The sequence below is a fragment of the Bradyrhizobium sp. USDA 4454 genome, from assembly GCF_054822705.1.
In genome coordinates this window covers 5,854,683-5,878,839 of record NZ_JBTRCN010000001.1, presented here as the reverse complement: position 1 = coordinate 5,878,839, position 24,157 = coordinate 5,854,683, and the positions used below count along the sequence as shown (strand labels likewise).

The window sequence follows — 24,157 nt, the reverse complement described above, 5'->3', positions numbered from 1 at the left end:
GCATTGGTTCGCTATGAGGCGTCTCAACTTCCCGTGGTCTATGCGACAATGCCTCGCAGCCGTCGGCTTAGGCGACCGACGTCCCGAACTGCTGCACGAGTGAGGGAACTTCACCTTTCCGTCGGCGGTTTCAAATCCATGAACAGGCTATATCCGCTTGTACTGGAGCATCGGCTTCCGATCCTCGTCCGGTACGGCATCTCGGCCTGCATCATGCTCGTCTGCGCCGTCCTGCAGATCGCGCTTCAGATGCAGACGGGCGCGCCGGGGTACTTCCTGTTGCTTCCCGGCGTGTTCCTGTCCGGCCTGATCTTCGATCGGGGTCGGGAATCTTCGCCGCCGTGATCGCCGTCGGGGTCGGCGCCTACGTCAGCTACGCGGGCGGCATCGGCCTCGATTTCCTGGCCACGAATTCGCTCTTCGCCATTACCGCGGCGGGGACCGCCACCGTCGCCGAATTCCAGCGGGCGGAGCTTCGGCGCGTGATGCTGGCCGACAAGACCAAAGCCCTGCTACTGCAGGAGATGGCGCACCGGACCAAGAACAACCTGGCGATCCTCGGCGGGATGATCCGGCTGGAGGCGAGGCACGGTGGACCCGAGGCCGCCGCCGCGCTGGAGGCGACCAGGCTGCAGGTGATGGCCGAGGTCTACGACCACCTCTCGGTCAAGCAGGACTCCCGCTTGGTCAACATGCGATACTTCCTGAACGACGTCGTCGAAAAGGTCTTCCAGTCTCTGGCATCATCTGGGCCCGTCGCCTTCCAGGTGGTTTGCGGCGACTTCTCCTTGCCGCACAACAAAGCGCTCGCGATCGGCATCATCGCCAACGAGCTCGTCACCAACGCGCTCAAGTACGCTTTTCCGAACGAGGCTGCGGGTCACGTCACCATCGAGCTCTCGAAGACCGATGGCATAGAACTCCTGGTCTCCGACAACGGGGTTGGACTTTTGGCCGCCGGCGAACCGGGAGGACTTGGCTCGCGCATCGTCCAGCTTCCCACCGAACAGCTCGAGGGGGAGATCACCTATGAACGGCTCGACGCCGGTCTGCGCGTCCGAGTTCGGGCGAAGCCTCGCTAGTTGCAGGCCTGTTCCGACCTGCGCAGTAGCGAATAGCGAGCACAGTTCTCTTGGTCACAGGCCGCAAGGGGCGGCGAGGAGGCCTCGCCGCTCGTAGCGAGTGATAGAAGCGCTCGCCGGCGAAACTATTCCGTCCTACCGAAGTTTTTCCGTTGAGGTTACGCCATGGAAAACTCAGCCGATCTGGATCACCGGCACACCCTTGCGATCGTTCGGGAGATCGGCGACCGCCTTCGTTCGAATGTCGTCCCAGATCCGCAGCTGCCGGATTTTCTGGAATCCTTGATCGAGCGTCTGCGCGATCTCGACAGGCCGACGGAGCAACGGTCGTAGTCGGGAAGGACGTCGGAATTGGCAATGGAGCCGGCGTGAGACCTTCATTCCCCGGAGGCGGGGAACTCGCCGGGCGCGCGGCCACCGCGCGAGGTCAGGGCCGCGGCCAACAATCGTTTTAGCGCCACCTCCACAATGTTCACTTTTGAATAGTTCCAAGGGAACCTGGTCGTCCGCGCTGCGTAGGCTCCGCGATCCGAGGCAGGGCGCAAGTTGACCCAATCTCTCACCATCCTCGTCGCCGAGGACGACTACCAGATCCAGGAAATGCTGGAGGTGGCGCTGACCGACGCCGGCTTCCGGCCGCAGATTCTGTCGTCGGCGGAAGAAGCGGCGACCGTTCTGAAAAGCGGCCTGTACGAATTCCCGGGCATTGGTCACGGACGTGAACTTGGAGGGCATGACGAGCGGCTGGGACCTCGCGCGTCTTGTTCGGGAGCAGGATCCGGAGTTTCCCGTCGTCTACATGACCGGGGCGGCCGCCGACGAATGGGCGAGGCTCGGAGTGCCCAACAGCGTTCTGCTGACCAAGTCCTTCGCCCCCGCCCAGCTCGTCACCGCTGTCTCGCAGCTTCTCAACAAGGGACAGGCCCCTCTCTGACGGAGCAGTCTTGCCCCCGCTCAGAGCAGAGCAACGACCGCGACCATGGCGACCAGACCCGCCGCGGTTACGCACCAGCATGATAGTTCAAGGAATCGCATCCAGCGCCCCCGCTCGATTCCTGCCCCACGCGGACCCTATATCCGCAACCGGCCTCCCGGAACCGAAACTTTTTCATGCCCTCATGAATTCAGGTCAGGGGCTGCAACAGGAGCCGCAGCCAATGCCCAGCATGCCAATCGGCGACATGGTTCTCACGGTCGCCGTCATGACCATCGCCTTCCGGCGAGGTCGTGGTTTTTGTCCTCCTGGGAATCTTCTGAGAGGAAGCGCACCGGCGGGACGAGGCGCGCCAGTGCACAACCTTGAAGAAGCCTGCTGGAGGACGTGGATGTCGATGGTGGCAAACCTGCTTGCGCAAAAGCAACAGCTGCTCGAGCGCCTGGAGAACGATCCGGGTCCGAACGAGCCCGGATGAAATCGAGAGGTTGATCGCCAAGATCGAGACCGCCTTGACGTGGCTCGAGTCGAACGACCCGGTCGAGGAAGATGGACCGCTGTAGTGCTTCGACAGCCTGTCTACGGGAACGGAGTTGGCCGTTCACCTTTTTTAAGGAACGGCAACAGCGCAATGCTGGGGAAGGTCGGAGGAAGATTTCGATGAGAGCTACGGCACGGGCGATCGCTTTTGCATTGGCAGCTTCCGCATGGGCCGTCTCGGCGCAACCGGTCCGGTGGACGACCTACAGCATCCCTCAGACCGGCACCTCCGTCGATTTCCCGTCCTCGATATTTACCGAGGAGGCGGGCCGACCGGATGGATATGGGCAGCGCTTCCGGACCGCCGACGGGCGCGCCGATATCACGGTACAAGCCGCCCCCAACGTCGCCAACGATTCGCCAGCTGCATTCCTCGCGAAAAAGGGGCCACCGTCGCGCATTCAGTACAAGCGAGTGACGCCGCGGTTCTTCGCGGTTTCCAGCTACAAAGGCGACAAGGTCTGGTACGACCGCTGCAACTTCGTCGGCCAGATGGTTCATTGCGTGCTGATCAATTACCCTGCCAGCGAAGAGCACGACTGGGACGACATCGTCACGCGCATCAGCCTGTCGCTTCGCAGCAAGTAGTCCGAATCGGCAGGCGCTCTGATCGGAGCGACTATGCCAGCGCAGGGCCGATGCTGCACAGGATGGCCTGACGCTTTCGGAGACTTGGGGAGTCATCAGCCTTCATGACCCCGGATTCCTACGGTTGGAGCGCCTCCGGGATCGTTTACGATCCGCGATTATATTTTAGCCCATGAACGTCGAGTACGACCCCGAGCGTGAGGCGTTGGCGGCGATGAAGCTCGCCGTGGAGGCCGATGGAGCGAACGGCAGAGATGGATCATGCCGCGTTGGCGTGGATCGAACTCACGCCTGCGCGCGCCGTTTGGCTGCAGGTCGAGAGAAGAGAGGGTCTAGTCGTCGGAGGGGCACTCCGGACAGGAATCGCCGATCGAATCCAGAACATCGCGGATCTCGGCGACAGCCGCCTCCGGAGACAAGCCGGTCGGCGAATCCTGACGTGCGATGTCGAAGGCTCGCTCGCGCGCGTACGGGTCCGCACGGTCCTGCATCCACCCGTGCTCCTCGCACTCGCGGACGGCGCCTGCCTCTTGCAGCACTTGGATCGCCCAGCCGCGCAGCGTCCTGATCGCCGGTCGTCGTTCCTTCGTCATCAGCATCGAGATCGCTCCTGCCGGACGAATCCTTCCGCCCGCCTGCTCGTTCCGGCCGGTTAGCACGGGTCAGGGATTCGCGATCCGCGGGACTGGAGTTTGTCCCCGTGTTCCGTATTTGCCTGTGAAAAACGCCAGGATCTGCGCCGGCCGCGACGTTCGTTGTTCCAGAAACGATCGAACAACACCTGAAAGGAAGCCTCCTGGGTTGGATGAAGGATTCCACCAACAGGGGTAGCCCTAATGCAACTTGCCGCGGAGCTTCTTGATGATCTCACGCAGCTCGGCAGCGTACTCCTCGATTATCCGGCGCGCCTCGGTCAAGCGCGACGGTCTGACATCCCTGTTATCGGTCTGTTGGTAGGAGTCGGACATACCCTACGTTCTGCCATGCAATTTCGTTGCGGTTGACGCAGATCAAGGTCGCGCGCCAACCGAGCAGATTAGATCCCCAGCTCTCTGCGGATCGTATCTCTGTGCTCGACATGAGAAGCCCGAAGCAGCCGAAACGTGGCGAGTAGGTCCGAGGCTAAGTCGGTCCTTCATGTGGGTGATCTCGCGCGGCGTCAGGAACTGCAGGGCGTCCCTTGTGCCGGCGTCCTCGGTGAAATTGATCAGCCGCTCATAGACGATCTTGGCCCGGGCCTCGGCGGCGATGTTGCTGCGCAGGTCGACGTCGAGCTCGCCCGTGATCTTGAGGTAGTCGGCGGTCCAGGCGTTGCCTTGGGAGTTGAACAGGTTCACCCCGCCGCCGCCCGCGATCGGGGGATCGGCCTCCGCGGCCTGCCGGTCGAACTTCGACGGCTTGAGGTGCATCCTGGCCAGCGTGCCTACGACTTCCAGATGGCTCAGTTCCTCGGTGCCGATGTCCATCAGCAGGTCCTTGCGATCGGGATCCTCGCAGTTGAGGCCCTGGATGGAATATTGCATCGCGGCGGCGAGTTCGCCGTTGGCGCCACCGAATAGTTCGAGAAGCATGTTGCCGAAGCGGGGGTCCGGCTCATCGACCCGGACGGTGAACATCAGCTTCTTGACGTGGTGGTGCATGGAGGAACTCCGCTTCATCAAACGTGGGTCAGGCCGCGAACGGCGGCCTCGCGTGGCTTGTTTCCTATGCGGCACAAGGATTCGGCGTGCGGGGACTGCGTACAGACGCCGCAGCCGCGCGCGATTAGGAACGTAGCTCCGCAGGCGATGTTCTCGCCTTTCAGCAAACCAGCGGAGGAACACATGACACAGACAGCGCGCGACATATTCGTGGTCGGCTTGAGGAACGCGCATGCCATGGAGACCCAGGCGCGCGAACTGATGGAACGGCAATCGGAGCGGCTGGACGAGTACCCGGAGGTGAAGCAGAAGGTCGCCGCCCACCTTCAGGAGACGAACGAGCAGTTGAAGAGGCTGGAGCAATGTCTGGAAGCATGCGGCGAGAGCACGTCCACCCTCAAGGATACGGCCCAGTCGCTCGCGGCAAATGCGATGGCGATGGCTCATTCGATGGCGGGCGATGAGATCCTGAAGAATACCTTCGCCAACAACGCGTTCGAGCATTTCGAGATCGCCGCCTACAAGTCGCTGCTGGCCCTCTGCCCGGCGGCCGGCATGGATTCCGCACGCGCTCCGCTCGAGGCGTCGTTGAGGGAAGAGGAGCGCATGGCCGCCTGGATCGACGCCAATGTGGCGAAGGTCACGATGGATTACGTCGCGCACGAACAGGCGGCGTAATTAGCGTCGCGGAAAGGACCTTGGCGGCGGGCGGCGCGTTGGGAGGTACTTACCTTCCGATGCGGCGAGCCCATGTTGAAGGTTGAATCGGCAAAGCGTCGCCTCATCGCGAGGCGGAGATTTCCGGTGAAGGTCCGGCCGACCAAACCGGATGTTGCGATTGCACGGTCCATCGCCTGCAGCACTGCACCGGTACCGGAGGTGGTCGCCCGCACCCTGACCTGGGGCGCTGATGAGAAGGTTCTTCTGGCGCTGGCAGGCGTCGCTTGGCTTGCCTCGCGCGGCCGCAACGAGACGCTGCGACGCGCCGGCAACCATGCTCTGCTCGTTACCGTCGCCGCCTCGCTGCTGCCCCATGCCCTGAAAGGGTTCTTCGACCAGACGCGGCCAGACCGTCGGACCGTGGTTGGGCACTCCGCGGCATCCCATTCTCCGGGAAACGGGTGGACGCGTTCCCCTCCGGACACGCGCTGCACATGGGAGCCTTGGCATCGGCGGCCGGCTCCTTGCCCGCCGGTTGATCCGCGCGCTCGCGCTCGCACTTTCGCTGACACGCATAGTGGTCCTGGCGCACTGGGCGAGTGATGTCGTCGCCGGATTCGCGCTCGGGGCGGTTCTCGAACGGACCCTTCGGCTTTGGACCGGTTATGTCGGTAATGACTTTCGATAGACGATCCGCCGACCCTTGAAAACTGACGGCGGACGCGTCCGGCTTGCCGATTGGGACAGCGACAAAGGAACGATTCAATGAAGCGTGAGTTCGTCCCGAAAGAAGCGAACAAAGATCCAAGAGGGTAACGCCATGACGCGATCAGTGGACGAGCTGAGGCGCGAGTCCGAGCGCAGCCGCGCAGAACTTGCCGTCACGGTCGATCGGTTGAGGGAGCGGATATCGGGCACCGCCGAAGACCTCCGCCACAAGGTGTCGCCGCAACACATCAAGTCCGAAGTCTCCGGGTACATCAGTGACAAGACCACCAGTTGGGTCGAGGCGCTGAAGCAATACGCCATGGAGAATCCGATGCAGGCGGTGGCGGCGGGCACTGCGGTCACCGTCCCCCTGCTGCGTCTGGCACGGGGATTTCCGCTGCCTCTCCTGATGATCGGCGCAGGCCTTGCTCTGACCTCGAAGACGGTGCGCGATCGAGCCGCGGAAGCAGCCGCGCCCGTGATGGAAAAGGCGGGAGGAATGTTCGATCAGGCCGGTGACGGCTTCGTTTCGGCCCCGAGGCAAACCAGCGGCATGGCCGAGGAAGTGCAAGATGCTGTCTCGAGCACGACGGACGATCTGCGGAGGCGAGCGGCGCAGGCCACCGGCACCCTCGGCGACAAGTTGAAAAGCGGGATGGATGCAGTCAAGGATAAGGCGGACGCCGCCAAGGACGCAGCGACCGTCGCGCCTGCAAAGGCCCGTCAGGTCATCGGCGACAACGCCGCCCTGATCGGGGGTCTCGGCATCGCGATCGGCGCCATCCTTGCCGCGGCTCTTCCCAAGACCAAAGCCGAAGCCAAGGCGATGGGCCCGGCGAGCGACAGCGTGAGACGGGCTGCGGGCGAGGCCGCGCAATCCAGATTCGAGGCGGCCAAAGAGGCGACGATGTCGGCGGCCGACGCGGCGGCGAGAAGCGTCGGCGAGGCCGATCTCGGGGGGCATGCCAGCCGCGTGACGGAAAACCTGAGCGAGAGGCTCAAGGAGGCTGCCGACGACGTCGTGAGGGCAGCCTTCACTCCTTCCCCGAACCCGAACTCCTGAAAGACACCGTCATGAGCGATTTGGACCTGACCAAAGAGACGAATTTCACGCAAAACCAGAATACCGGCTCCTCGCAGAGCCTGAAGGAGCAGATGGCGGACGCCGGCGCCGAGTTGAAACAGCGCGTCGGCGATGCCATCCACACGTCGACTGATATGGCGCGCGACAAGTTCAAGGAGGCGGCTGATGCCGCCAAGGACGTGGCGTCCGGGACGGTGGACCAGATCGGGAGCCAGGCGCGCGACAAGCAGCAGTCCGGTGCGGACTTCATCGGCCGCCTTGCCGACGACATTCGCGAAGCAGCCCGCGCCTTCGAGACCAATGCGCCGTTCGCCGCCCGCGGCATCAATTCCGCCGCCGAATATGTCGACGAGGCCGCCGAGAAAATCCGCGACGGCAGTTTCCGGGACCTCGTCGACGCCGCGACCGATTTCGCGAAGCGGCAGCCGTCCGCGTTCCTGGGGATCTCCGTGCTTGCCGGCTTCGCGGCAGTCCGCTTCCTCAGGGCCTCCGACGCACAGCCATCGTCGACTAGGCCGGGCAATGAGCAATCGTCGTCCTCACAACGAAGCAACGTGCCATGAGCATCCAGAACGATATAAGAACCAGCCAGAACGATCTTCGGACCATCTCGACGCTGGTCGGGGACGCGCTGTCCCAGTTCGCCAAGCTCTTCCAGAACGAAGTGGATCTCGCCAAGGCAGAGTTCGGCGAGAAGGTCCAGAAGGTCGGCGGCGCGATGGTGTTCATGGCGGGAGGCGCCGTCCTGGTGATCCCCGCCCTGGTCATGGCGCTGTTCGCGTTGTCGGCGGCGCTGATAGCTGCAGGTTGGTCGCAGGCGCTCGCCTATCTGGCGTCGGCGATTCTGGCCATGGTGATCGCCGGCGTGCTGTTCGCGATCGGCATCAACCGGCTGGATGCCCGCAATCTCGCGCCGCAGGAGACCATCCGGCAGCTTGAGAAGGACAAGGATACGGTGAAGGGAATGGTGCGATGAGCAGCACGCCGGCAGGTTTTTTCGATAGTCTGGTGGCGGCGGTGCGGGACAATCCGCTGGCCGCGGCGCTCATCGGCGGCGGCGCGCTGTGGCTGTTGGCCAGCGACGAGAAACTGAAGAGCGCGGCGCGTTCCGCGACGGCTTCTCCGATCGTCGATGCCGGCGCTCGTGATGTTCGCGCGGCCGCTTCCGGCCTCCGAGAGACGGCGGCGCCGCCGACCGCGCCCGAAATGGATCACGACGGATCCATGGGCTTCAGTGAAACCGTGCGCGAGGCGCGTAGCGCAGCTTCCGACGCCATGTCCGGGGCTGCCGACACGATCAAAGACCGGTTCGACGAAGGCCTCGCCTATGCGCGGGAGAACCTCGGCAACCCGGGAAAAGAGGCCCTCACGAAGGCGCAATCATCGCTGGCCGACATGCTCGACCGGCAACCGCTCGTCCTCGGCGCGGTTGGCCTGGCGATCGGCGCGGCCATCGCGGGTGCGTTTCGGCCTTCCGACCTCGAGAACGAATGGGTGGGCGAGCTCAGCGACGACGTCAAAGCCGATCTGAACACGCGCGCCGGCGCGGTCTCGCAAAGCCTGCGCGAAGCCTCCGATACGCTTCAGGCCGAACTCGGCGCGGTCGGCGCCGAAGCCGCCGATCGGGCGAAGCAGGCCGGCATGGATGCCGCGGATGCGGCACGGGAAAAGGTGAAGTCGCCCTAAGCAGGGACGAAATCGGAGAAGTCCCGATGTGGTGGACGGTCGCGAAAGAGGCGGCGACCAGTTGGTCGAGCCACAAGGATGGGCGACAGGGCGCAGCGCTCGCATACTACTCGGTGTTCTCCCTGGGGCCCATCATCGTGATCGCGATCGCGATCGCTGGCCTCTTCTTCGGCCACGACGCGGTCACCTCGCAGGTCACCTCCTCCCTGAAGGACATGCTCGGAGACACGGGAGCCAAGGCTATCGAAGCCATGCTGGCGGGAGCCAGCCGTCCCGCCGAAGGAGTGCTCGCGACGATCCTCGGCATCGGCGCGCTGCTGTTCGCGGCGATCGGCGTCGTCATACAGTTGAAGGATGCCCTAAACGTGGTGTGGGAGGTGGAGGAATCGGAGGAAAGCGGCATCTGGCATTTCGCCCGCAACTACGTGCTGTCGTTCGCCGCCGTCCTGGCCCTCGGCTTTCTGCTCCTCGTCTCGTTGCTGGTGACGGCGGCACTGGCCGCGGCCGGCAAGTTCCTGGCGCCGTACATGCCGGAAGCCGTGCTGCACGTCGTGAGCACGCTGCTTTCGTTCGCGGTCGTGACGGTGCTCTTCGCGATGATGTTCAAGTGGCTGCCGGACGTCTCGGTCGGCTGGCGGGACGTTTGGCTTGGGGCCCTCCTGACCGCTTTGTTCTTCGAGGTCGGAAAGGCCGCCATCGGCTTCTACATCGGCAAGCAAGGCCTGGAATCGACCTACGGTGCGGCCGCCTCGATCGTCGCCGTGCTGATCTGGGTCTACTACACCTCGCAAATCATCTTGATGGGCGCGGAGATCACGCACGCCTACGCAAAGCACCAGGGTTCGCTCAAGCAGCGAGGACAGGAGCGCGAAAACGTGCGGCCCCTCTTGCAGTCGGCACGTCGGCCAGGCGAAGGATCCAGGCGATCCAAAGGCCCCTGAAAAGCTCGAAAGGTGTTTCGAAATGCGGGGGCGCCTATGAGCGATTCCATACAAACCGGGAGCGCCTGAAGGCGGAGCGGCTGGCTCGCGAGGCACAAGCCCAAGACTTGATCGTTGCGTCCGCGTGAGGCCTAGTTTCGTCTCCGCTGCAGGGAATGTTCAAAGAAGAAACGCGGCATCTCTCTCGTCGCGTCCGGTCCGTCCGGATCGGTGACGAGCCGCAGGGCTGCCTCCTGACCATGTGTGTGCGGCTCCGTGGATTTCCCAGTGTTCGAGGATTTCGCGCCCGCCGGCGTCCGACTGCCTTGCTGCATGACCATCAGCGCGGAGGGAAGGCCACTGACTGCTCCGCAGGCCAGTCCGGAATGAATGCAGATCGCCGCGTACAGATCGCCATACGTCGATCCCATAACGGCGGCGGCCGCGGCCCCGGCTGACAGTCCGGCGACGTAGACGCGTTCCGGTTCGACCGAATGGTCGCGCATGATCTGGGGGGTGATGCCGGCAACGAGCGAGGGCTCGCCTCCGCCGCGCTGCTGGTCGGCCGGCCGAAACCAATTCCAGCATTTCGCCTGGTTCGCTTCCGGCCGTTGCGCGGGATATGCCAAGAAGCAGGTCTGTTCTTCGGCGATGAATTTCATCCGCGTTTCGCTGATTTGAGATCCTACCTTAACCACCGATTGACCACCGAAACCCCGTGAACAATCAGCGACAAGGTGGCCAATCAGGATCGAGCTTCATTGTCTTTGTTGATTTTTTCGGCCGCTGATTACGTTCGGGACCAGGACTACCGGGTCGTTAACGCGAGCTGAAAAGCTCCTTTGAGGTTGATGTTAACCTTTTGATCCTCATTATTGGGATAAGCGACTGAGATCGCAGCAAATGCGAACGCCTCCGAGCGCACCATAAGCAGACGTCCAGATGGGCTCCGTCCGTCGATCGGGCGGACCCAATAGCGCCTGGCAGTTGCGGCCGCAGTTAACGGGCGCGAAGTAGACGCAATGCGTCTTTGGAAGTTGCTATCAAGATTCGTGTTCGGGCGTGTTGAGCTGCGGTGCGCGTCCCATAATCACGTGCAACAGATTCCCGCATGGCTGGCGACCTCGCCGCGCCACCCCGAGGGGCGACATCCATCTCAGCTTGACAGCCCTCACGCTCGGCTCGGCTGCCAATCAAATGTATCCAATCCGTCCATTTTGGCTCTGCACGGCCGGAATTGAACCGCGCGAAGGATGTTGCGAATACGCGATTGTCGGCGTAAGGAGCTGAAAATATGTTATAATTCTCTATCTGTTAGCGCATATTCCTAAGCTTGACCAATGTGTTTGGATGCAAGCGTTGACTTTTGGATACATTCCGTTCAGTTTCATCCAGAATAAAAACTAACTTGGGAGGATCCCGTGACCGGCAGTTCGGGAGCGCGGGGGCCGAAATTGACACAGACAACGGCCGTCTTGGCGATGTGCGCGGTTCTGATTGTCGTTTTTTCGATTTTCCTGAACGGCTTCCTGACGCTCGGCAATCTGTTTGCGCTGGCGCGCAACATTTCGCTACTCGGCATTCTCGCGCTCGGCATGGCCGTCGTTGTGATTGGACGCGGACTCGACCTGTCACAGGTCGCCTCGTTTGCCGCTTCCACCGCGATAGCGATCATTCTGATGAATTCGGGCTATGCGACGTCGGTTGCACTGCTGATCGGCTTCGTGATGGCGATCGCGATCGGCGTCTTGAACGGGTTTCTGATCTCGGTCATCGAGATGCCGCCGCTGCTCACGACGCTGGCGTCGAGTCTTGCGGTGTTGGGGATCGTGCGCACCACGGCGGTGCAGCACTATGTCGTGTATCTTTCCAAAGAGCACGACGAATTCCTGCGGCTCGGCGGAAATGTCTGGGGCGGCGTCCCGATCTCGATACTGATCTTCGCGGCCACTGCGGTCGTCGTGCATCTTTTCCTGTCGCGCATCGTGATCGGGCGCTTCGTCTATGCTCATGGCGATAATCCCGACGCCGCGCGTCAGACCGGTCTACCGACCCGTCCGCTGACTATGATTGAATACGCGCTGTGCGCTGCGATCGGCTACATCGGTGGCGTCGTGATGGTCGCGCAGACGGCGCTGATGCATCTCCAGGTCGCGGAATCGACCATCATTTTCGACGTCATCATGGTTGTCGTGCTCGGTGGCGTCAGCCTCGTCGGCGGCCGCGGCAACGTGATGAGCGTCATCGCCGGAACCTTGCTGATCGGCGTGCTGCTGAACGGCATGACCATCATGGATATGGACGTGCAGACCCAGAACATCGTCAAGGGAATCGTGCTGCTGATCGCGATCCTGCTCGATTCCCGACTGCATCCGCGCGACGAGGAGACGTCGAAGCAGGGCGATTGACGCTCGGCTTCCATCAACAGGCCGCAACAGTCGGCCGATATAAAAGGGGAGGAATAGACATGACGAAAGCAGGGCACAGGAAGGCGCTTTCCGGCATCGGACTGGCGGCGATCGTGGCCACCGCCGCCCTGGTGGCCGCGCCATCGCAGGCGGCCGGGCCGCGCGACCAGTTGCGCGAGAAATTCGACAAGGCGCTCAAAGGCAAGACGGTCGCCTGGTCGCCGGTCTGGATGGGCGTTCTGGAATCCGAATGGACGCGCGTGATGAAGGATCGTTTCGACGATTACGGGATCAAGCTCGTCACGCGCGATGCAAATTTCAAGTCCGACGTCCAGCTTCAGACCGTCAGCGACTACATCAACGAAAAGCCCGACGTGATCGTGGTGCAAAATCCGAACGTCACGCTGCTTGCAAAGGAGCTCAAGCGTGCGATGGACGCGGGCATCTATGTTGTGCAGGTCAACATGGCGTCCAATACGCTGACCGACGCCTATGTCGGCGTCGATGCCAAGGATCTCGGCACCAAGATCGCGCGCGAGGCTATCAATCAGTGCGGCGGCGGCAAGGGCTCAGGCGAAATCGCAATCCTCGAAGGTGAGGCGACTGCAGCTTATTCACTCGACATGAAGAACGGCGCCATGGAGGTGTTCAAGACCGATCCGTCGATCAAGGTCGTGTCGTCGCAGCCGACCAGCTGGGACGCCAACAAGGCCGGCGATATCACGACCACTGTGTTGCAGCAGCACCCCAAGCTGTGCGGGATCCTCAGCGTCTGGGGACCGCAGACGGCCGGCGCGGCGCAGGCGCTCAAGGCGGCCAACATGGGCGACAAGGTGAAGGTGTTCGTCGCCAGCGACGGCCAGCCCGCCGATTGCGATCTTCTGGAGCAGGGCGCGTTCTCCGCGAACCTGTCGTATCGCGCTGACGTGCAGGGCCAGACCATCGCCGATGCGGTGATCGCGCTCTTGCAGAGCGGCGATAAGCCGGGTTCGAAGAACACCGCCTATTACACAACCCCCGCCTGGGTCAAGTCGAAGGACGACCGCATGTACTGCTTCAGCATCCCGAAGGGCGCGAAGTAAGTCGTTTCGGCGCCCGCGCCCACTGCGGCGCGGGCAGGCCGGAGGTGCCAATCCCATTTTCTGCCTCGTCCCGCTGTTCGGCCGCACCCGCGCCGAACCCGCCGGAGTCTGTCGATGAAGAGCATGCAACGAGCCTGGCATCGCCATTCGCCCCAGCTATTCCTGGGCGAATTGCTTGAGAAGCGTTGGATGGAGCCGATCATTCCATTTACGCTAACGATCGCGGTTTTCCTGGGTTTCGCGGTGATGATCCCTCGCTACCTGACGGCGGGCAGCCTTCAGGAATTGATGCGGAATTTCGCGGAACAGGGAATGGTTGCGGTCGCGATGGCATTCTCTGTGCTGTCGGGCGGCATCGATCTGTCGGTCGGCGCGGTGTTCGCGATGTCGAACTTCCTCGCGCTCTATCTGTATCTCATTGTTGGGCTGCCGCTACCGGTGACGATCGTGCTTGTCGTTCTGTTCGGGGCGGCGATGGGTGCGATCAACGGCGGTCTGATTGCTTACGGAAAGACCCGGCCGTTCCTGACGACCCTGGTTGTCCTCATCATCGTTCGCGCTGCCTATAACAAGGTTACGGTCGCGTTCACGGACGAGCTTGCGAGCATCGATAGTGGATCCAGTACGTGGGATTTCATGGGGTCGGGCAGAATCCTTGGCCTTCCGTTCAACATGCTGGTGTTGATTCTGCTCGCTGCCGGCACGCACTTCTTTCTCACCCGTATCAAGCCCGGCGTCCACATCATGGCGGTCGGGTCGAGCCGCAAGGCGGCCCGCCACGCCGGCGTCAACGTCAAGCGGGTGCTGTTCTCGGCCTATGTGATGTCAGGGTCGATCGCGGCGCTGGCCGGGATCCTCTATGCCGCGCGGCAGAGCAGCTCGGGCACCGATACCGGCGTCGGCTGGGAGATCAACGCGCTGGCCGCGGTGGTTCTCGGCGGCATCAGCCTGGCCGGCGGCCGCGGCACCATCGCGCGCGCCGTCATGGGCGCGGCAATCATCTTCATGCTCACCAGTGGCATGGTGCGGCTCGGCATTTCCGGCAACCTGACGACCGCCATCATCGGCATCATCCTGCTGCTCGCAGTGGGCTTCAACGTGAAGTGGGTCAAGAACAAGGGCAAGGTGCTGCAAAAGGTCTACGTCACCCCGAGCTGGGTTGATTTTGAGCCGCCACCGTCGGTCGAGCGTGGCAGCGGCACGCCGTTCGCGGAGAATGACCGCCTGAAGCACGCGGAGGCGATCGCGCTCAACATGATCGAGGGCCCGGAAGACATCATCCTCGACCGCAGGGACAATCTCTACACCGTCAACCGCAACGGCTCGATCATCCGTTTTCTCGCGCCGGACTATGCCGTCCGCGAGGAGTTCGCGCGCATCGGCGGCCGGCCGCTCGGGCTGGCGTTCGATCGGGACCAGAACCTTCTCGTGTGCATCGCGGGCATGGGTGTGTACGGTGTGAAGCCGGACCGCTCGGTCTTCAAGGTCACTGACCGCACCACGCGCACGCGCACGCGCCTCAAGGACGACTCGCGGCTCTATCTCGCTGACGATCTCGACGTTGCGCCCGACGGCAGGATCTATTTCAGTGAGGCCTCGACCCGTTACGAGCTGACTGACTGGGCACTTGACGGCTTCGAGGGGCGCGGCAACGGCCGGTTGATCTGCCACGACCCGAAAACCGGCGCGACCAAGACGGTTCTCAAGAACCTGACCTTCCCCAATGGGATCTGCATCTCGCATGACGGTCAGTCTGTGCTGTGGGCCAGCACCTGGCTGTGCCAGATCAACCGCTACTGGATCGCCGGCCCGAAGGCAGGCACCAGCGAAATCCTGATCGACAACCTTCCGGGCTATTGCGACAACATCAACCGTGCCTCCGACGGCAAGTACTGGCTTGCCTTCGTCGGCCTGCGCACGCCGGTCTATGACCTTGCGATGCGCAACCCTGTCTTCCGCACCCGCATGGTCAAGCAAATTCCACCGGACGAGTGGCTGTGTCCGGGCATCAACTACGGCTGCGTGGTCAAGTTCGACGACAATGGCGTGGTGACGGAATCGCTCTGGGATCCAGGCGGGCTTTCGCATCCGACCATCACGTCGGTCCGCGAGCACAAGGGTTATCTCTATATCGGCGGTCTCGAGAACAACCGCATTGGCCGTGTCCGCCTGCAGGACGCTGATCCGACCTGGGAAGCGCACAAGTCTTATTGGGGAAGGGCCTGAGCCATGTCTCTGCTCGGCGATATCATCGATCGCGTGTTGTTTCCGAACCGGGAGCTTCACGGCATTCCGGTGCTCGACGGCGCGTTCTCCCCGAACCAGCGGCTCGATCAGGCCCGGCAGCTCGGTGACGAAATCGAAAGACCGGACGACATTGTGCTTGGGCAGGAGGGCGCGCTCTACGTCTCGACAGGCAACCGCATCCTGCGTTGCACCGGGGACGATTTCAACAAGCGCGCGGTGTTCGCAACGCTCGATGGTCCGGTCGGCGGCATTGCCTGCACGCCGGGCGGCAGGTTGCTCGCATGCGTCTCCGGCGCGGGTTTGGTGGCGCTCTCTCCAGCCGGAGAGATCACCGGCAAGCTCGAAAGTGTCGCCGGAGAGAAGATCGCCTGTCCATTGTCGGTGACGGTCGCGTCCGACGGCGCGATCTACCTGACCGACGGCTCGCGCAACAACAGACCTGACCTCTGGCTCGCCGACCTGATGCAAAACCGAGCCCCGTCGGGTCGCCTCATTGTGTGCAATCCCTCGCTCGGTGATGCGAGCGTGCGGGCGGACAAGCTCGCCTGGCCACTCGGTGTGGCTTTGTCCCCCGACGGCGGCGAGGTGTGGGTCGCGGAGTCCTGGGCTCACCGCTTGAGCGCTTTTTCGCGCGAAGGCGAAGACAAGCGCGTGATCGTCAAGAATTATACCGGCTATCCGGCGCGTCTCGGCTGCGGCCCGGACGGAGAGGTCTGGATGGCTTTCCTCGCGCTCCGCACGCAATTGACCGAATTCGTTCTGCGCGAACGGGCATTCTGCGACGAGATGATGCGGACGGTACCGCCAGAGCTTTGGATCGGGCCGGTGCTGGACGGTCGCCTTAATCCGCGCGAGCCGACCCAGATCGGGCGTATCAAGAAGCTCGGCATCCAGAAGCCGTGGGCGCCGCCGCGCTCCTATGGCCTGGTCGCCCGGCTCGACAACACAGGACTTGCGGTAGAGACGTTGCACAGCCGGGTTGATGGCCGTGTCCACGGCGTCACGACCGTCCGCCCGATCGGCTCGCGCGTGCTGGCAGTGTCCAAGGGACGCGATTGCCTCGTCGAACTGCCGGTCGGTCGCGGCGCGGAACAAGGATGAACATCATGCCGGCGCAACAACAGACGGAAATCCCGCTGCTCCAGGTCGTCAACGGCAGCAAGGTCTACGGCGGCCTGCACGCGATCGATGGCGTCAACTTCGATCTGCGGCCGGGCGAAATCCACGCATTGCTTGGTGAGAACGGCGCGGGAAAATCGACGCTCTGCAAGGCGATTGCCGGTGCGATCGTGCTGACCTCGGGCGGACTATATGATCCGGGGCCGCAAGGTCTCGTTCGCATCGCCAAAGGAAGCGCTCGAGGGCGGTGTCGCAATGGTCTATCAGGAATCGAGTCTGGTGCCCTCGATGACCGTGGCGCAAAATCTCGAACTCGGCATGGAGAAGTGGGTTACGGTCTACAGCAAGATCAACATCGCTGCGACCCAGTCGCTGCAATCGATGAACTTCAACGTTGATCCGCTGGTGCTGGTGGAGAACCTCGGAACGGCCAAGCGGCAGATGGTCGAGATCGTGCGGGCTGTCCGCCACAACGCCCAGGTCTTCATTTTCGACGAGCCGACCGCATCGCTCACCCCCGAAGAGACGCAGCATCTGTTTCATCTTCTCAATACCCTGAAAGAGAAGGGCGCGGGCATCATCTTCATCTCGCACGCGTTGGAAGAGGCACTGAACATCGCCGATCGCATCACCGTGCTGCGGGACGGCAAGCTGGTTGCCACTGTCCGGGCGAAGGACGTCACTCGGGACTCGCTGGTGCGGATGATGGTCGGCCGCGAGGAAACGGCAGCGCAGTACGCGACCCACGGCGCTGATCCGGATGCGCCGAAGCCCCATTCAGCTCCTGGCGAAAAGGTGCTTTCGGTCGAGAACGTGACGATGGGGAGCATCGTCAAGAACATGTCGTTTTCGGTGTTCAACGGAGAAGTCGTAGGTATTTTCGGGCTGGTCGGAGCAGGACGGTCCGAGATCGCGCAAATCGTCAGCGGTGCGCGCAAGCGCAACTTCCTGCGCGGCGGGATGATCTATCTGCGGAACAAGCCGGTCCGCTACCGGGTGCCGCGGCAGGCGGTGCGCGATGGAATCGCCTATATTACCGAGGACCGCAAGGTCGACGGGTTCTTCGAGACGATGACGGTGGATCAGAATATCTATCTTGGCTATCTGGCGTCGCCACGCATCAAGCGGTTTCTTTATTCTACGCGCGAGATGAAGCGGATTGCCGATCGATGGATCTCGGCGCTCTCGATCTCGGCGTTGAAGCGAACGCTGAAGATCGTGGAATATTCCGGCGGCAATCAGCAGAAGGTCGTGGTGGCAAAGTCTCTGGCCCAGGAACCGACGGTGGTCATTTTCGATGAGCCGACGCGCGGTGTCGACGTCAGCGCCATCCCGCAAATCCATCAGGCCATTCGCAAGCTGGCGCGGGAGAACAAGGCGGTCGTGGTGATATCTTCCTATCTGCCGGAGATCTTGGCTATCTCGGATCGGATCCTGGTCGCGCGTGGCGGGCGAATCGTTGAGGAAATGGCACGTGCTGATGCGACCGAGGACAAGATCATGTACGCGGCCATTCACTGATCAGGAGGCCTTTCATGAGTGCCTATCAGCGACCTCCTCATTGGAAGGACGTGGCGCGGGACGCCAATGAAGACGATCCTGATGCCGGCCGCCTGATGAGCGAGCGGATCGCAAGCGAGATTCGCAGTGCGGTCCTGAGCGGCGAGATGCGGCCTGGCACGCGGATTCGGCAGGAACTTCTTGCAGCTCACTTCGGAGCGAGCCGCATTCCCGTGCGCGAGGCGCTGAAGCAGCTCGAGAACGAGGGGCTGGTCGTAATGGCGCCGAACCGTGGCGCCTGGATTGCCGACGTCAATTCGGAGGAATCGATCGAGATCTACAAGATCCGCGAAGCGGTCGAGCCGCTCGCGATCGGCGAAAGCGTTTCCAACCTGACCGACGAGGATATCGAGGCGCTTGATCGCATTGTGCGCGAACTCGAGCAGGTGACAACGCTCGAGGAATACATCCAGCTTGATCGGGAGTTTCATCTGCGGACCTATTCGCGCGCGCGGATGCCGCAACTGCTGGCGATGGTCGAACGCTTCTGGAACAGCACGCAGCACTTTCGGCGGCAGTTTGTGAGCGAGACCTACGCCAAGGATGGCTTTCCGTTCTCCGATCCCCAGCACGTTCTGATCATGGACGCGATCCGGGCGCGCGACGTCGATGCTGCGCAGGTGTTGGTGCGCCTCCACATTCGGCGGACGCGCGTCGTCATTCAAGCGAAAGAGAGTGGGGCGGCCCAACCGCGCATCGCGAGCCGCGTCGCGTTGCCGCGCGCGCGTCTCGGCTCGGTCTATCGAGGGAAGAGTACCAATGAGTGACTTCGAGGAGATCGGCATTGTCGGCGCCGGGGTGATGGGCACGGAGTTGGCCGCGGGTTCCAATGAGCGCAAGGACGGATGCGGCTGGCATCGTTACGACAGCGATGGCAAGCGGCAATGACCGCCGGCTCGGATTCCGCGTCGCGCGTGGGCGCCTATGAGGAAGCCGCAGGTCGGCTGCGAAGGCGGCTCGGGGAAACGCCTGTGGCTCCTCCTGATCCCGGAAAGCTGACGGCGCTCGATCTATTTCATGCCGCGCCGGGCGGGGCGCCGGCGGTGTTCTATTTTGATGCGGCGCTGACCTATGCCGATCTAGATCGGTTCAGCGACCGGCTCGCCAGCCTGTTCGCGCGCAAGCGGGTCGGGCGCGGCGACCGGGTCGCCGTCATTCTTCAGAATGTGCCGCAATCCGTCATAGCCAGCGTTGCGGCCTGGAAGGTGGGGGCCATCGTCGTCAGCCTCAACCCGATGTACCGGACACCGGAGCTTCGGAAACTGTTTGCGGACTGCGAACCGAAGGTGGTGATCTGCCACGATGATCAATGGGACAATGTTTTCCCCGCGGCCCATTCTCTTGATCCTGAACTGGTGCTCTGGACCAGCGCGCGGGAATTCCAGACGCGAAACGATGTCCGCGTGCTGCCTGAACCGGGCGAGGCGTCGCCGGCTCATGCGCTGGCGACGATTTTCGCTGGAAATGCACCCGCGGCGCCGCCGCCGGGTTTGACGTCCGACCACATCGGCCTGCTGCTGTACACGTCCGGAACCACGGGCGTTCCCAAAGGCGCCATGCTCACCCATCGCAATCTGGTGGCGACCGCGCAGATCTGCCGCGATCATTTCGAACTGAACGACACGTCGCGCATTTTCGGCGTTGCGCCTCTGTTCCATATCACCGGCTTTGAAATCCAGATGGTTACCGCCTTCGCCGCACGCGCGGCGATGGTGCTGACCTATCGTTTCCAGCCGCGGGTCGCGCTCGATGCCTTCCTCGAATGGCGGCCGACATTCATCGTAGGTGCGATCACCGTATACATCGCGTTCATGAACCAGGCCGAGGCGACCAGCCGCCATTTCGACAGCTTTGTACATATCTATTCGGGCGGCGCGCCGATTGCTCCCTCGGTCATCGATGCCTTTGCGAAGCGGTTTGGACGGGCCATCCGCAGTTCCTATGGAATGACCGAGTTGACGTCTGCAAGTCACCTTGCACCCAACGAAGGTCAGATTCCCGTCGATCCCGAGTCGGGCGCGCTGTCGATCGGCAGGCCGACGCCGGGCGTCGATGCGATCATTGTTGACGACGATCGCCGCCCGCTCGGACCGGGCGAGCATGGCGAGGTGGTTGTGCACGGCTCGGGCGTGATGGCCGGCTATTGGCGAAAACCGGCGGAAACCGATGAGGTGCTGACGAACGGCTGGCTGCATAGCGGCGATATCGGCTTCTTTGACGAGAGCGGCTGGTTCTATCTCGTGGATCGCAAGAAGGACATGATCTCCGCTTCCGGATACAAGGTCTGGCCGCGCGAAGTGGAAGACGTGATCTATGGCTTTCCGGGGGTGCGCGAGGCCGCCGTTGTCGGCGTTGCCGATCCGTATCGCGGCGAGACGGTCGTGGCCTTCGTCTCCGCGCAACCGGATGCCACAATCGACGTCGCCGCGCTGACGCGGTTTTGCCGCGAGCGGCTGGCGGCCTACAAATGCCCCGCCGACATTCGCGTGCTGGTGGATTTGCCGAAGACGGAATCCGGGAAAATCACCCGAAACACGCTCAGGGACGGCTTGCGCAGCTAGTAAGGAGTATTCACGTGGACATCACCCAAAGCGAACGCAGCCGGGAACTGGTCGAGCGCATCCAGCGCTTCATGATGGAGCACATCTACCCGAATGAGCGCCGATACTATCAGGAGGCGGAGCGACTCGGGCCCTGGGCTGTGCATCCGGTTGTCGAGGAGCTGAAGCCGCTGGCACAACAGGCCGGCTTGTGGAACCTGTTTCTGCCTGCTCACGAGGACGGACTGACGAACCTTGAGTATGCGCCGCTATGCGAGATCATGGGACGTTCGCACCTTGCTCCTGAAGTGTTCAATTGCAGTGCGCCGGACACCGGCAACATGGAGACAATCCTGCGCTACGGCACGGAGGCGCAGAAAGAACGCTGGCTGAAGCCGCTGCTCGCCGGCGAGATTCGCTCCTCGTTTGCGATGACGGAGCCCGACGTTGCCTCATCCGACGCGACCAATGTGGCCAGTTCGATCGTGCGTGACGGCGACGATTACGTGATCAACGGTCGCAAATGGTACACGACCGGTGCCACCGATCCGCGATGCAAGATCATCATCTTCATGGGGCAGACCGCCCCTGAGCATCCGGACCGTCACAAGCGTCAATCGATGGTCCTGGTGCCCAAGGATACGCCCGGCGTGCATGTCATCCGGTCGCTGCCAGTGCTCGGATTTTACGGCGTACCGGATCGCGCATCTGAGGTGATGTTCACCAATGTGCGCGTGCCGGCCGCCAATATGCTGCTTGGCGAGGGACGGGGATTCGAGATCGCGCAAGGACGGTTGGGGCCTGGACGCATCCATCATTGCATGCGGTTGATCGGCCTGTCCGAGCGCGTGCTTGAGCGCATGTGCCGGCGGGCACTGAAACGTATCGCGTTCGGCAAGCCTCTCGCCGAGCAAACGGTGACGCTCGAGCGCGTGGCCGAAGCGCGCATGAAGATCGAACAGGCGAGGCTGCTGACTCTCAAGGCGGCCTATATGATGGATACCGTCGGCAACAAGGCCGCGCGGCAGGAAATCGCGATGATCAAGGTCGTCGCGCCGAACATGGCACAGACGATCGTCGACTGGGCGATACAGGCATTTGGTGGCGGTGGAACCAACAATGACCATTTCCTTTCTGCAGCGCTCGCTACGACTCGCTTGCTGCGACTGGCTGACGGACCCGACGAGGTCCACCGCAACCAGATAGGCAGGCTCGAGTTGCACCGTTGGCTTAATTCCGATCCTGCACGGACTGGTGGCGGAGCCGATCCAATGTCCCCAGAAGAATCTGAATCATGGTCCGCAGGAGGCCTGTGGCCACGTCCCAGGAGTCGATCCTAAGCGGGTTCGGAAGGTGAGGGGTCCTGGCGACCGCGTGTCGAAACTGCCGGGTCCACGTGCGCTTGCCGCAGGCCAACAGCACGGTATTGGAAATTCCCAATGTTGCCGATTTGTCGATTTTCGCCACGATGAAGCGGGGGCGATCGCCAGCAGCTGGCTCGTTCCTTCTCTCGATTTGGCTAATAGCGGCGGAATGCGAGTGACCCCCGAACGAAAAGTGCACGTATCTGGTGCGGTTTCTGGTGCGGTCGTCGCGCTGCAGGCAACGAGGATCCAGTAAGATATTGATCTCATTGGTGGGCCCGGCAGGACTCGACTTGCTACCAGACCGTTATGAGCGGCGGACTATCGAATAGCTTCGTGATTTTGTTGTGATTTCGCGTTCGTTCGATCGTGTCCGTTGTGGTCCGCTAAGGTCGTTTCTTTCTGGTGCGAACCTGGTGCGCTAACTATTACGAACTCTATGTCCGAAAGTCGCCCGACCGCCAACTGCGCCTTTGGCATTGAGAGCCAACAGGTCGCAGACCGACCGGCATGTGCGCCTTCCGAATTGCGCGGGACTCATCACCGCGAACGCTGGTCCTTGTGAACGGTCAAACGCGAAGGTTTGGGAACTCACCGTCATTGATGATCTCCTCGTTGCCTTTGCATTGCAGTTCAGCGCTGACGACAGGTCCTGTTCTCCTGTTTTGCGAGGTTCAGGAGAGAGAAAAATTGAATGATAGCGATCACGAGCGGACCGATCGCTTTGCCGACGTCGTGTTGAACAAGACCGACACCTGTATCGAACAGCTGCACCATACCCGCCAGCGTTCCCAGAGGCAGCATCCACGTAATTCGCCTGAGTGTTGCCAGGATGATCAGCGTTAGTGGAACGGTTCGAGCGGCCGCATACAGCGCAAAAAAGACCAGTCCGAGGGTCGCCGCGCAAACTATCAATGGCTTGAGGCGCGGAACAAGAAGCGGCTATAGCGCGACATGGCTGTGGAGAAGTGGATGCGTCGTAGTCAGCCGATCACCCAGGAAGCTTGTGTTCCTGCCGTTGTCGACTCGATCTAGCGCTGAATGCAGGCAACCGAGTGCCGCGCCCATCGATAGTACTGGCCGCAGGGCGGAGTGGGCCGGGAAGTAGCAGGACACTCATTACGAACTGGTCGAGCTTCTTGCCAGCCGTCACGCACGCACGCGCCAAAGACCGACGCATGACAGCCGACGCCGCAGGCGTCGGCGTCCTTAGCGGCAGTCAAAACAACCAAAATTAAGCTGATACCGAGCAATAAGCGCACCATGAACCTTCCTCGCGATGACTTCGCTAAAAATCGAACTCATGACAAGCTTCTATTCGCAACTAGGTCCCAGCGCTCCGGGGAAAGAACACTGGGACTTTAGCGCATGGCAATGCGGGAGGGTCCGCGCCAATTGGTTGCATAATTTTCCCGACGCTGAATCGTTCCTATTCAGCCGGCGGTTCTGATTTGACGGGTGGCGAACCAGACGGGTCTAGCCGCTTATGGGAAAGTTTTTTTCGGCATCCTTTTTGCTGACGCTGCGCCATTATCGTCGCCATGTACTTCTATGTTATTGGTCTTGGATAACCCCGCTGGTGTCGGGCTCCGATACCCTCGTCTGCATCCTTGCTCGCACGGCATACCGGCACCTTGGTAGTCCGCTTCTGTCCAACCCGGGTGCGAATGGCTCTCAAGCCAGACGTGGCGGATCGGGCAATCGGGGTCGACTCACAGGGTATCCGGTGTCCGCAAGGGCGAGGACTTATCCTCGTTGATCAGCTCCTGCTCGGCGAGGTGCCAGAACTCTTCATCCCGGCCCTCCGGCTTTCCGGCCTTCTCCCAGAGCTCATATGCGCGAGCCGCTACAGCTTCATCGATACGCTTGTTCATGCGGCTTGGGGTCTCCTTTCCCGGTAAGCGTTGATGGCTCGGTTTGCGAGCAAGAGCTTACGTCGCTCACCGGCTAGTGCCATTTTCCCGATGGTGGCAACAAGGAAGCGGCTCGTTTCGT

Annotated in this window: 23 protein-coding genes and 4 pseudogenes; 22 read left to right on the top strand and 5 right to left on the bottom strand. The window is 62.0% G+C overall.

Going from position 1 to position 24,157, the window contains the following annotated elements; genetic code table 11:
* Positions 1-138 precede the first annotated feature (138 nt).
* From ACVIW0_RS27325 to ACVIW0_RS27300, 6 genes are all read left to right on the top strand, one after another.
* Entirely contained in the window at positions 139-345 is a 207-nt protein-coding gene (locus ACVIW0_RS27325) for a hypothetical protein (RefSeq protein WP_461355169.1), read from the top strand.
* Complete coding sequence (locus ACVIW0_RS27320; RefSeq protein ID WP_461355168.1) at positions 342-1,082, top strand: sensor histidine kinase; 741 nt, start codon at positions 342-344, stop codon at positions 1,080-1,082. The genes ACVIW0_RS27325 and ACVIW0_RS27320 overlap by 4 nt, the downstream gene beginning before the upstream one ends.
* 165 nt (positions 1,083-1,247) lie before the next feature.
* Positions 1,248-1,415: a hypothetical protein gene (locus tag ACVIW0_RS27315; protein ID WP_461355167.1), complete on the top strand. Its 168-nt coding sequence runs from the start codon at positions 1,248-1,250 to the stop codon at positions 1,413-1,415.
* 400 nt (positions 1,416-1,815) lie between these two features.
* A complete protein-coding gene (locus tag ACVIW0_RS27310; protein ID WP_461357437.1) occupies positions 1,816-2,016 on the top strand; it encodes a response regulator in 201 nt (66 codons plus the stop codon).
* A gap of 223 nt (positions 2,017-2,239) precedes the next feature.
* A complete protein-coding gene (locus ACVIW0_RS27305) occupies positions 2,240-2,494 on the top strand; it encodes a hypothetical protein (protein ID WP_461355166.1) in 255 nt (84 codons plus the stop codon).
* A gap of 182 nt (positions 2,495-2,676) precedes the next feature.
* Positions 2,677-3,144, top strand: coding sequence for a hypothetical protein (locus tag ACVIW0_RS27300; RefSeq protein WP_461357436.1), 468 nt, complete (start codon positions 2,677-2,679; stop codon positions 3,142-3,144).
* Positions 3,145-3,476: 332 nt separating this feature from the next.
* On the opposite strand, the gene ACVIW0_RS27295 is transcribed toward ACVIW0_RS27300, so the two are convergent.
* Together ACVIW0_RS27295 and ACVIW0_RS27290 are read right to left on the bottom strand one after the other, a co-directional pair.
* A complete protein-coding gene (locus ACVIW0_RS27295) occupies positions 3,477-3,743 on the bottom strand; it encodes a hypothetical protein (RefSeq protein WP_461355165.1) in 267 nt (88 codons plus the stop codon).
* Between the two features lie 534 nt (positions 3,744-4,277).
* Positions 4,278-4,784, bottom strand: a pseudogene (locus tag ACVIW0_RS27290) (manganese catalase family protein); the annotation flags it as partial.
* Between the two features lie 183 nt (positions 4,785-4,967).
* On the opposite strand from ACVIW0_RS27290, the gene ACVIW0_RS27285 reads away from it, so the two are divergent.
* The 7 genes and pseudogenes from ACVIW0_RS27285 (at position 4,968) to ACVIW0_RS27255 (ending at position 9,863) form a co-directional block, all read left to right on the top strand.
* The gene (locus ACVIW0_RS27285; RefSeq protein WP_461357435.1) at positions 4,968-5,462 is read left to right on the top strand and encodes a ferritin-like domain-containing protein; all 495 of its coding nucleotides are present in this window, start codon (positions 4,968-4,970) and stop codon (positions 5,460-5,462) included.
* Between the two features lie 72 nt (positions 5,463-5,534).
* A pseudogene (locus ACVIW0_RS27280) lies at positions 5,535-6,132 on the top strand (phosphatase PAP2 family protein).
* A 132-nt stretch (positions 6,133-6,264) separates the two neighbouring features.
* A complete protein-coding gene (locus ACVIW0_RS27275; protein WP_461355164.1) occupies positions 6,265-7,215 on the top strand; it encodes a DUF3618 domain-containing protein in 951 nt (316 codons plus the stop codon).
* An 11-nt stretch (positions 7,216-7,226) separates the two neighbouring features.
* Positions 7,227-7,799 carry a hypothetical protein gene (locus ACVIW0_RS27270; RefSeq protein ID WP_461355163.1) on the top strand — a complete coding sequence of 191 codons (573 nt, stop codon included), beginning with the start codon at positions 7,227-7,229 and terminating at the stop codon, positions 7,797-7,799.
* Positions 7,796-8,212, top strand: coding sequence for a phage holin family protein (locus tag ACVIW0_RS27265; RefSeq protein WP_461355162.1), 417 nt, complete (start codon positions 7,796-7,798; stop codon positions 8,210-8,212). Before ACVIW0_RS27270 ends, ACVIW0_RS27265 begins: the two co-directional genes overlap by 4 nt.
* Positions 8,209-8,922 (top strand): hypothetical protein, encoded by a 714-nt coding sequence (locus tag ACVIW0_RS27260; protein WP_461355161.1) that lies wholly within the window; start codon positions 8,209-8,211, stop codon positions 8,920-8,922. Before ACVIW0_RS27265 ends, ACVIW0_RS27260 begins: the two co-directional genes overlap by 4 nt.
* 26 nt (positions 8,923-8,948) lie before the next feature.
* Positions 8,949-9,863, top strand: a complete 915-nt coding sequence (locus tag ACVIW0_RS27255; RefSeq protein ID WP_461355160.1) for a YihY/virulence factor BrkB family protein — start codon at positions 8,949-8,951, stop codon at positions 9,861-9,863.
* A gap of 131 nt (positions 9,864-9,994) precedes the next feature.
* On the opposite strand, the pseudogene ACVIW0_RS27250 reads toward ACVIW0_RS27255, so the two are convergent.
* Positions 9,995-10,510 (bottom strand): annotated as a pseudogene (locus ACVIW0_RS27250) (CE1 family esterase); the annotation flags it as partial.
* A gap of 786 nt (positions 10,511-11,296) precedes the next feature.
* Here ACVIW0_RS27250 and ACVIW0_RS27245 point away from each other — a divergent pair.
* The 9 genes and pseudogenes from ACVIW0_RS27245 to ACVIW0_RS27205 all read left to right on the top strand — a co-directional run bounded on the left by ACVIW0_RS27245 (position 11,297) and on the right by ACVIW0_RS27205 (position 22,138).
* Positions 11,297-12,250 carry an ABC transporter permease gene (locus ACVIW0_RS27245; protein ID WP_461355159.1) on the top strand — a complete coding sequence of 318 codons (954 nt, stop codon included), beginning with the start codon at positions 11,297-11,299 and terminating at the stop codon, positions 12,248-12,250.
* Positions 12,251-12,309: 59 nt separating this feature from the next.
* Positions 12,310-13,332 carry a sugar ABC transporter substrate-binding protein gene (locus ACVIW0_RS27240; protein ID WP_461355158.1) on the top strand — a complete coding sequence of 341 codons (1,023 nt, stop codon included), beginning with the start codon at positions 12,310-12,312 and terminating at the stop codon, positions 13,330-13,332.
* Between the two features lie 114 nt (positions 13,333-13,446).
* Positions 13,447-15,558 carry an ABC transporter permease gene (locus ACVIW0_RS27235; protein ID WP_461355157.1) on the top strand — a complete coding sequence of 704 codons (2,112 nt, stop codon included), beginning with the start codon at positions 13,447-13,449 and terminating at the stop codon, positions 15,556-15,558.
* Positions 15,559-15,561: 3 nt separating this feature from the next.
* A complete protein-coding gene (locus tag ACVIW0_RS27230) occupies positions 15,562-16,680 on the top strand; it encodes an SMP-30/gluconolactonase/LRE family protein (protein ID WP_461355156.1) in 1,119 nt (372 codons plus the stop codon).
* A pseudogene (locus tag ACVIW0_RS27225) lies at positions 16,677-18,219 on the top strand (sugar ABC transporter ATP-binding protein). Before ACVIW0_RS27230 ends, ACVIW0_RS27225 begins: the two are co-directional and overlap by 4 nt.
* A gap of 14 nt (positions 18,220-18,233) precedes the next feature.
* Entirely contained in the window at positions 18,234-19,025 is a 792-nt protein-coding gene (locus ACVIW0_RS27220) for a GntR family transcriptional regulator (protein WP_461355155.1), read from the top strand.
* A complete protein-coding gene (locus ACVIW0_RS27215) occupies positions 19,018-19,146 on the top strand; it encodes a hypothetical protein (protein WP_461355154.1) in 129 nt (42 codons plus the stop codon). The genes ACVIW0_RS27220 and ACVIW0_RS27215 overlap by 8 nt, the downstream gene beginning before the upstream one ends.
* An 83-nt stretch (positions 19,147-19,229) precedes the next feature.
* Positions 19,230-20,819, top strand: a complete 1,590-nt coding sequence (locus ACVIW0_RS27210; protein ID WP_461355153.1) for a class I adenylate-forming enzyme family protein — start codon at positions 19,230-19,232, stop codon at positions 20,817-20,819.
* A gap of 14 nt (positions 20,820-20,833) precedes the next feature.
* Positions 20,834-22,138, top strand: coding sequence for an acyl-CoA dehydrogenase family protein (locus tag ACVIW0_RS27205; protein ID WP_461355152.1), 1,305 nt, complete (start codon positions 20,834-20,836; stop codon positions 22,136-22,138).
* Between the two features lie 657 nt (positions 22,139-22,795).
* On the opposite strand, the gene ACVIW0_RS27200 is transcribed toward ACVIW0_RS27205, so the two are convergent.
* A complete protein-coding gene (locus ACVIW0_RS27200; protein WP_461355151.1) occupies positions 22,796-22,966 on the bottom strand; it encodes a hypothetical protein in 171 nt (56 codons plus the stop codon).
* A gap of 908 nt (positions 22,967-23,874) precedes the next feature.
* Positions 23,875-24,036 carry a DUF2934 domain-containing protein gene (locus ACVIW0_RS27195; protein ID WP_461355150.1) on the bottom strand — a complete coding sequence of 54 codons (162 nt, stop codon included), beginning with the start codon at positions 24,034-24,036 and terminating at the stop codon, positions 23,875-23,877.
* Positions 24,037-24,157 lie beyond the last annotated feature (121 nt).

Excerpts from the sequence above, each read along its gene's own strand:
- ACVIW0_RS27230 (WP_461355156.1), top strand. The coding sequence starts at position 15,562 with ATGTCTCTGCTCGGCGATATCATCGATCGCGTGTTGTTTCCGAACCGG.
- ACVIW0_RS27220 (WP_461355155.1), top strand. The coding sequence starts at position 18,234 with ATGAGTGCCTATCAGCGACCTCCTCATTGGAAGGACGTGGCGCGGGAC.
- ACVIW0_RS27255 (WP_461355160.1), top strand. The coding sequence starts at position 8,949 with ATGTGGTGGACGGTCGCGAAAGAGGCGGCGACCAGTTGGTCGAGCCAC.
- ACVIW0_RS27215 (WP_461355154.1), top strand. The coding sequence starts at position 19,018 with ATGAGTGACTTCGAGGAGATCGGCATTGTCGGCGCCGGGGTGATGGGC.
- ACVIW0_RS27295 (WP_461355165.1), bottom strand. The coding sequence starts at position 3,743 with ATGCTGATGACGAAGGAACGACGACCGGCGATCAGGACGCTGCGCGGC.
- ACVIW0_RS27325 (WP_461355169.1), top strand. The coding sequence starts at position 139 with ATGAACAGGCTATATCCGCTTGTACTGGAGCATCGGCTTCCGATCCTC.
- ACVIW0_RS27195 (WP_461355150.1), bottom strand. The coding sequence starts at position 24,036 with ATGAACAAGCGTATCGATGAAGCTGTAGCGGCTCGCGCATATGAGCTC.
- ACVIW0_RS27240 (WP_461355158.1), top strand. The coding sequence starts at position 12,310 with ATGACGAAAGCAGGGCACAGGAAGGCGCTTTCCGGCATCGGACTGGCG.
- ACVIW0_RS27260 (WP_461355161.1), top strand. The coding sequence starts at position 8,209 with ATGAGCAGCACGCCGGCAGGTTTTTTCGATAGTCTGGTGGCGGCGGTG.
- ACVIW0_RS27265 (WP_461355162.1), top strand. The coding sequence starts at position 7,796 with ATGAGCATCCAGAACGATATAAGAACCAGCCAGAACGATCTTCGGACC.
- ACVIW0_RS27235 (WP_461355157.1), top strand. The coding sequence starts at position 13,447 with ATGAAGAGCATGCAACGAGCCTGGCATCGCCATTCGCCCCAGCTATTC.
- ACVIW0_RS27200 (WP_461355151.1), bottom strand. The coding sequence starts at position 22,966 with ATGCTGCCTCTGGGAACGCTGGCGGGTATGGTGCAGCTGTTCGATACA.
- ACVIW0_RS27315 (WP_461355167.1), top strand. The coding sequence starts at position 1,248 with ATGGAAAACTCAGCCGATCTGGATCACCGGCACACCCTTGCGATCGTT.
- ACVIW0_RS27300 (WP_461357436.1), top strand. The coding sequence starts at position 2,677 with ATGAGAGCTACGGCACGGGCGATCGCTTTTGCATTGGCAGCTTCCGCA.
- ACVIW0_RS27270 (WP_461355163.1), top strand. The coding sequence starts at position 7,227 with ATGAGCGATTTGGACCTGACCAAAGAGACGAATTTCACGCAAAACCAG.
- ACVIW0_RS27285 (WP_461357435.1), top strand. The coding sequence starts at position 4,968 with ATGACACAGACAGCGCGCGACATATTCGTGGTCGGCTTGAGGAACGCG.
- ACVIW0_RS27305 (WP_461355166.1), top strand. The coding sequence starts at position 2,240 with ATGCCCAGCATGCCAATCGGCGACATGGTTCTCACGGTCGCCGTCATG.
- ACVIW0_RS27275 (WP_461355164.1), top strand. The coding sequence starts at position 6,265 with ATGACGCGATCAGTGGACGAGCTGAGGCGCGAGTCCGAGCGCAGCCGC.
- ACVIW0_RS27310 (WP_461357437.1), top strand. The coding sequence starts at position 1,816 with ATGACGAGCGGCTGGGACCTCGCGCGTCTTGTTCGGGAGCAGGATCCG.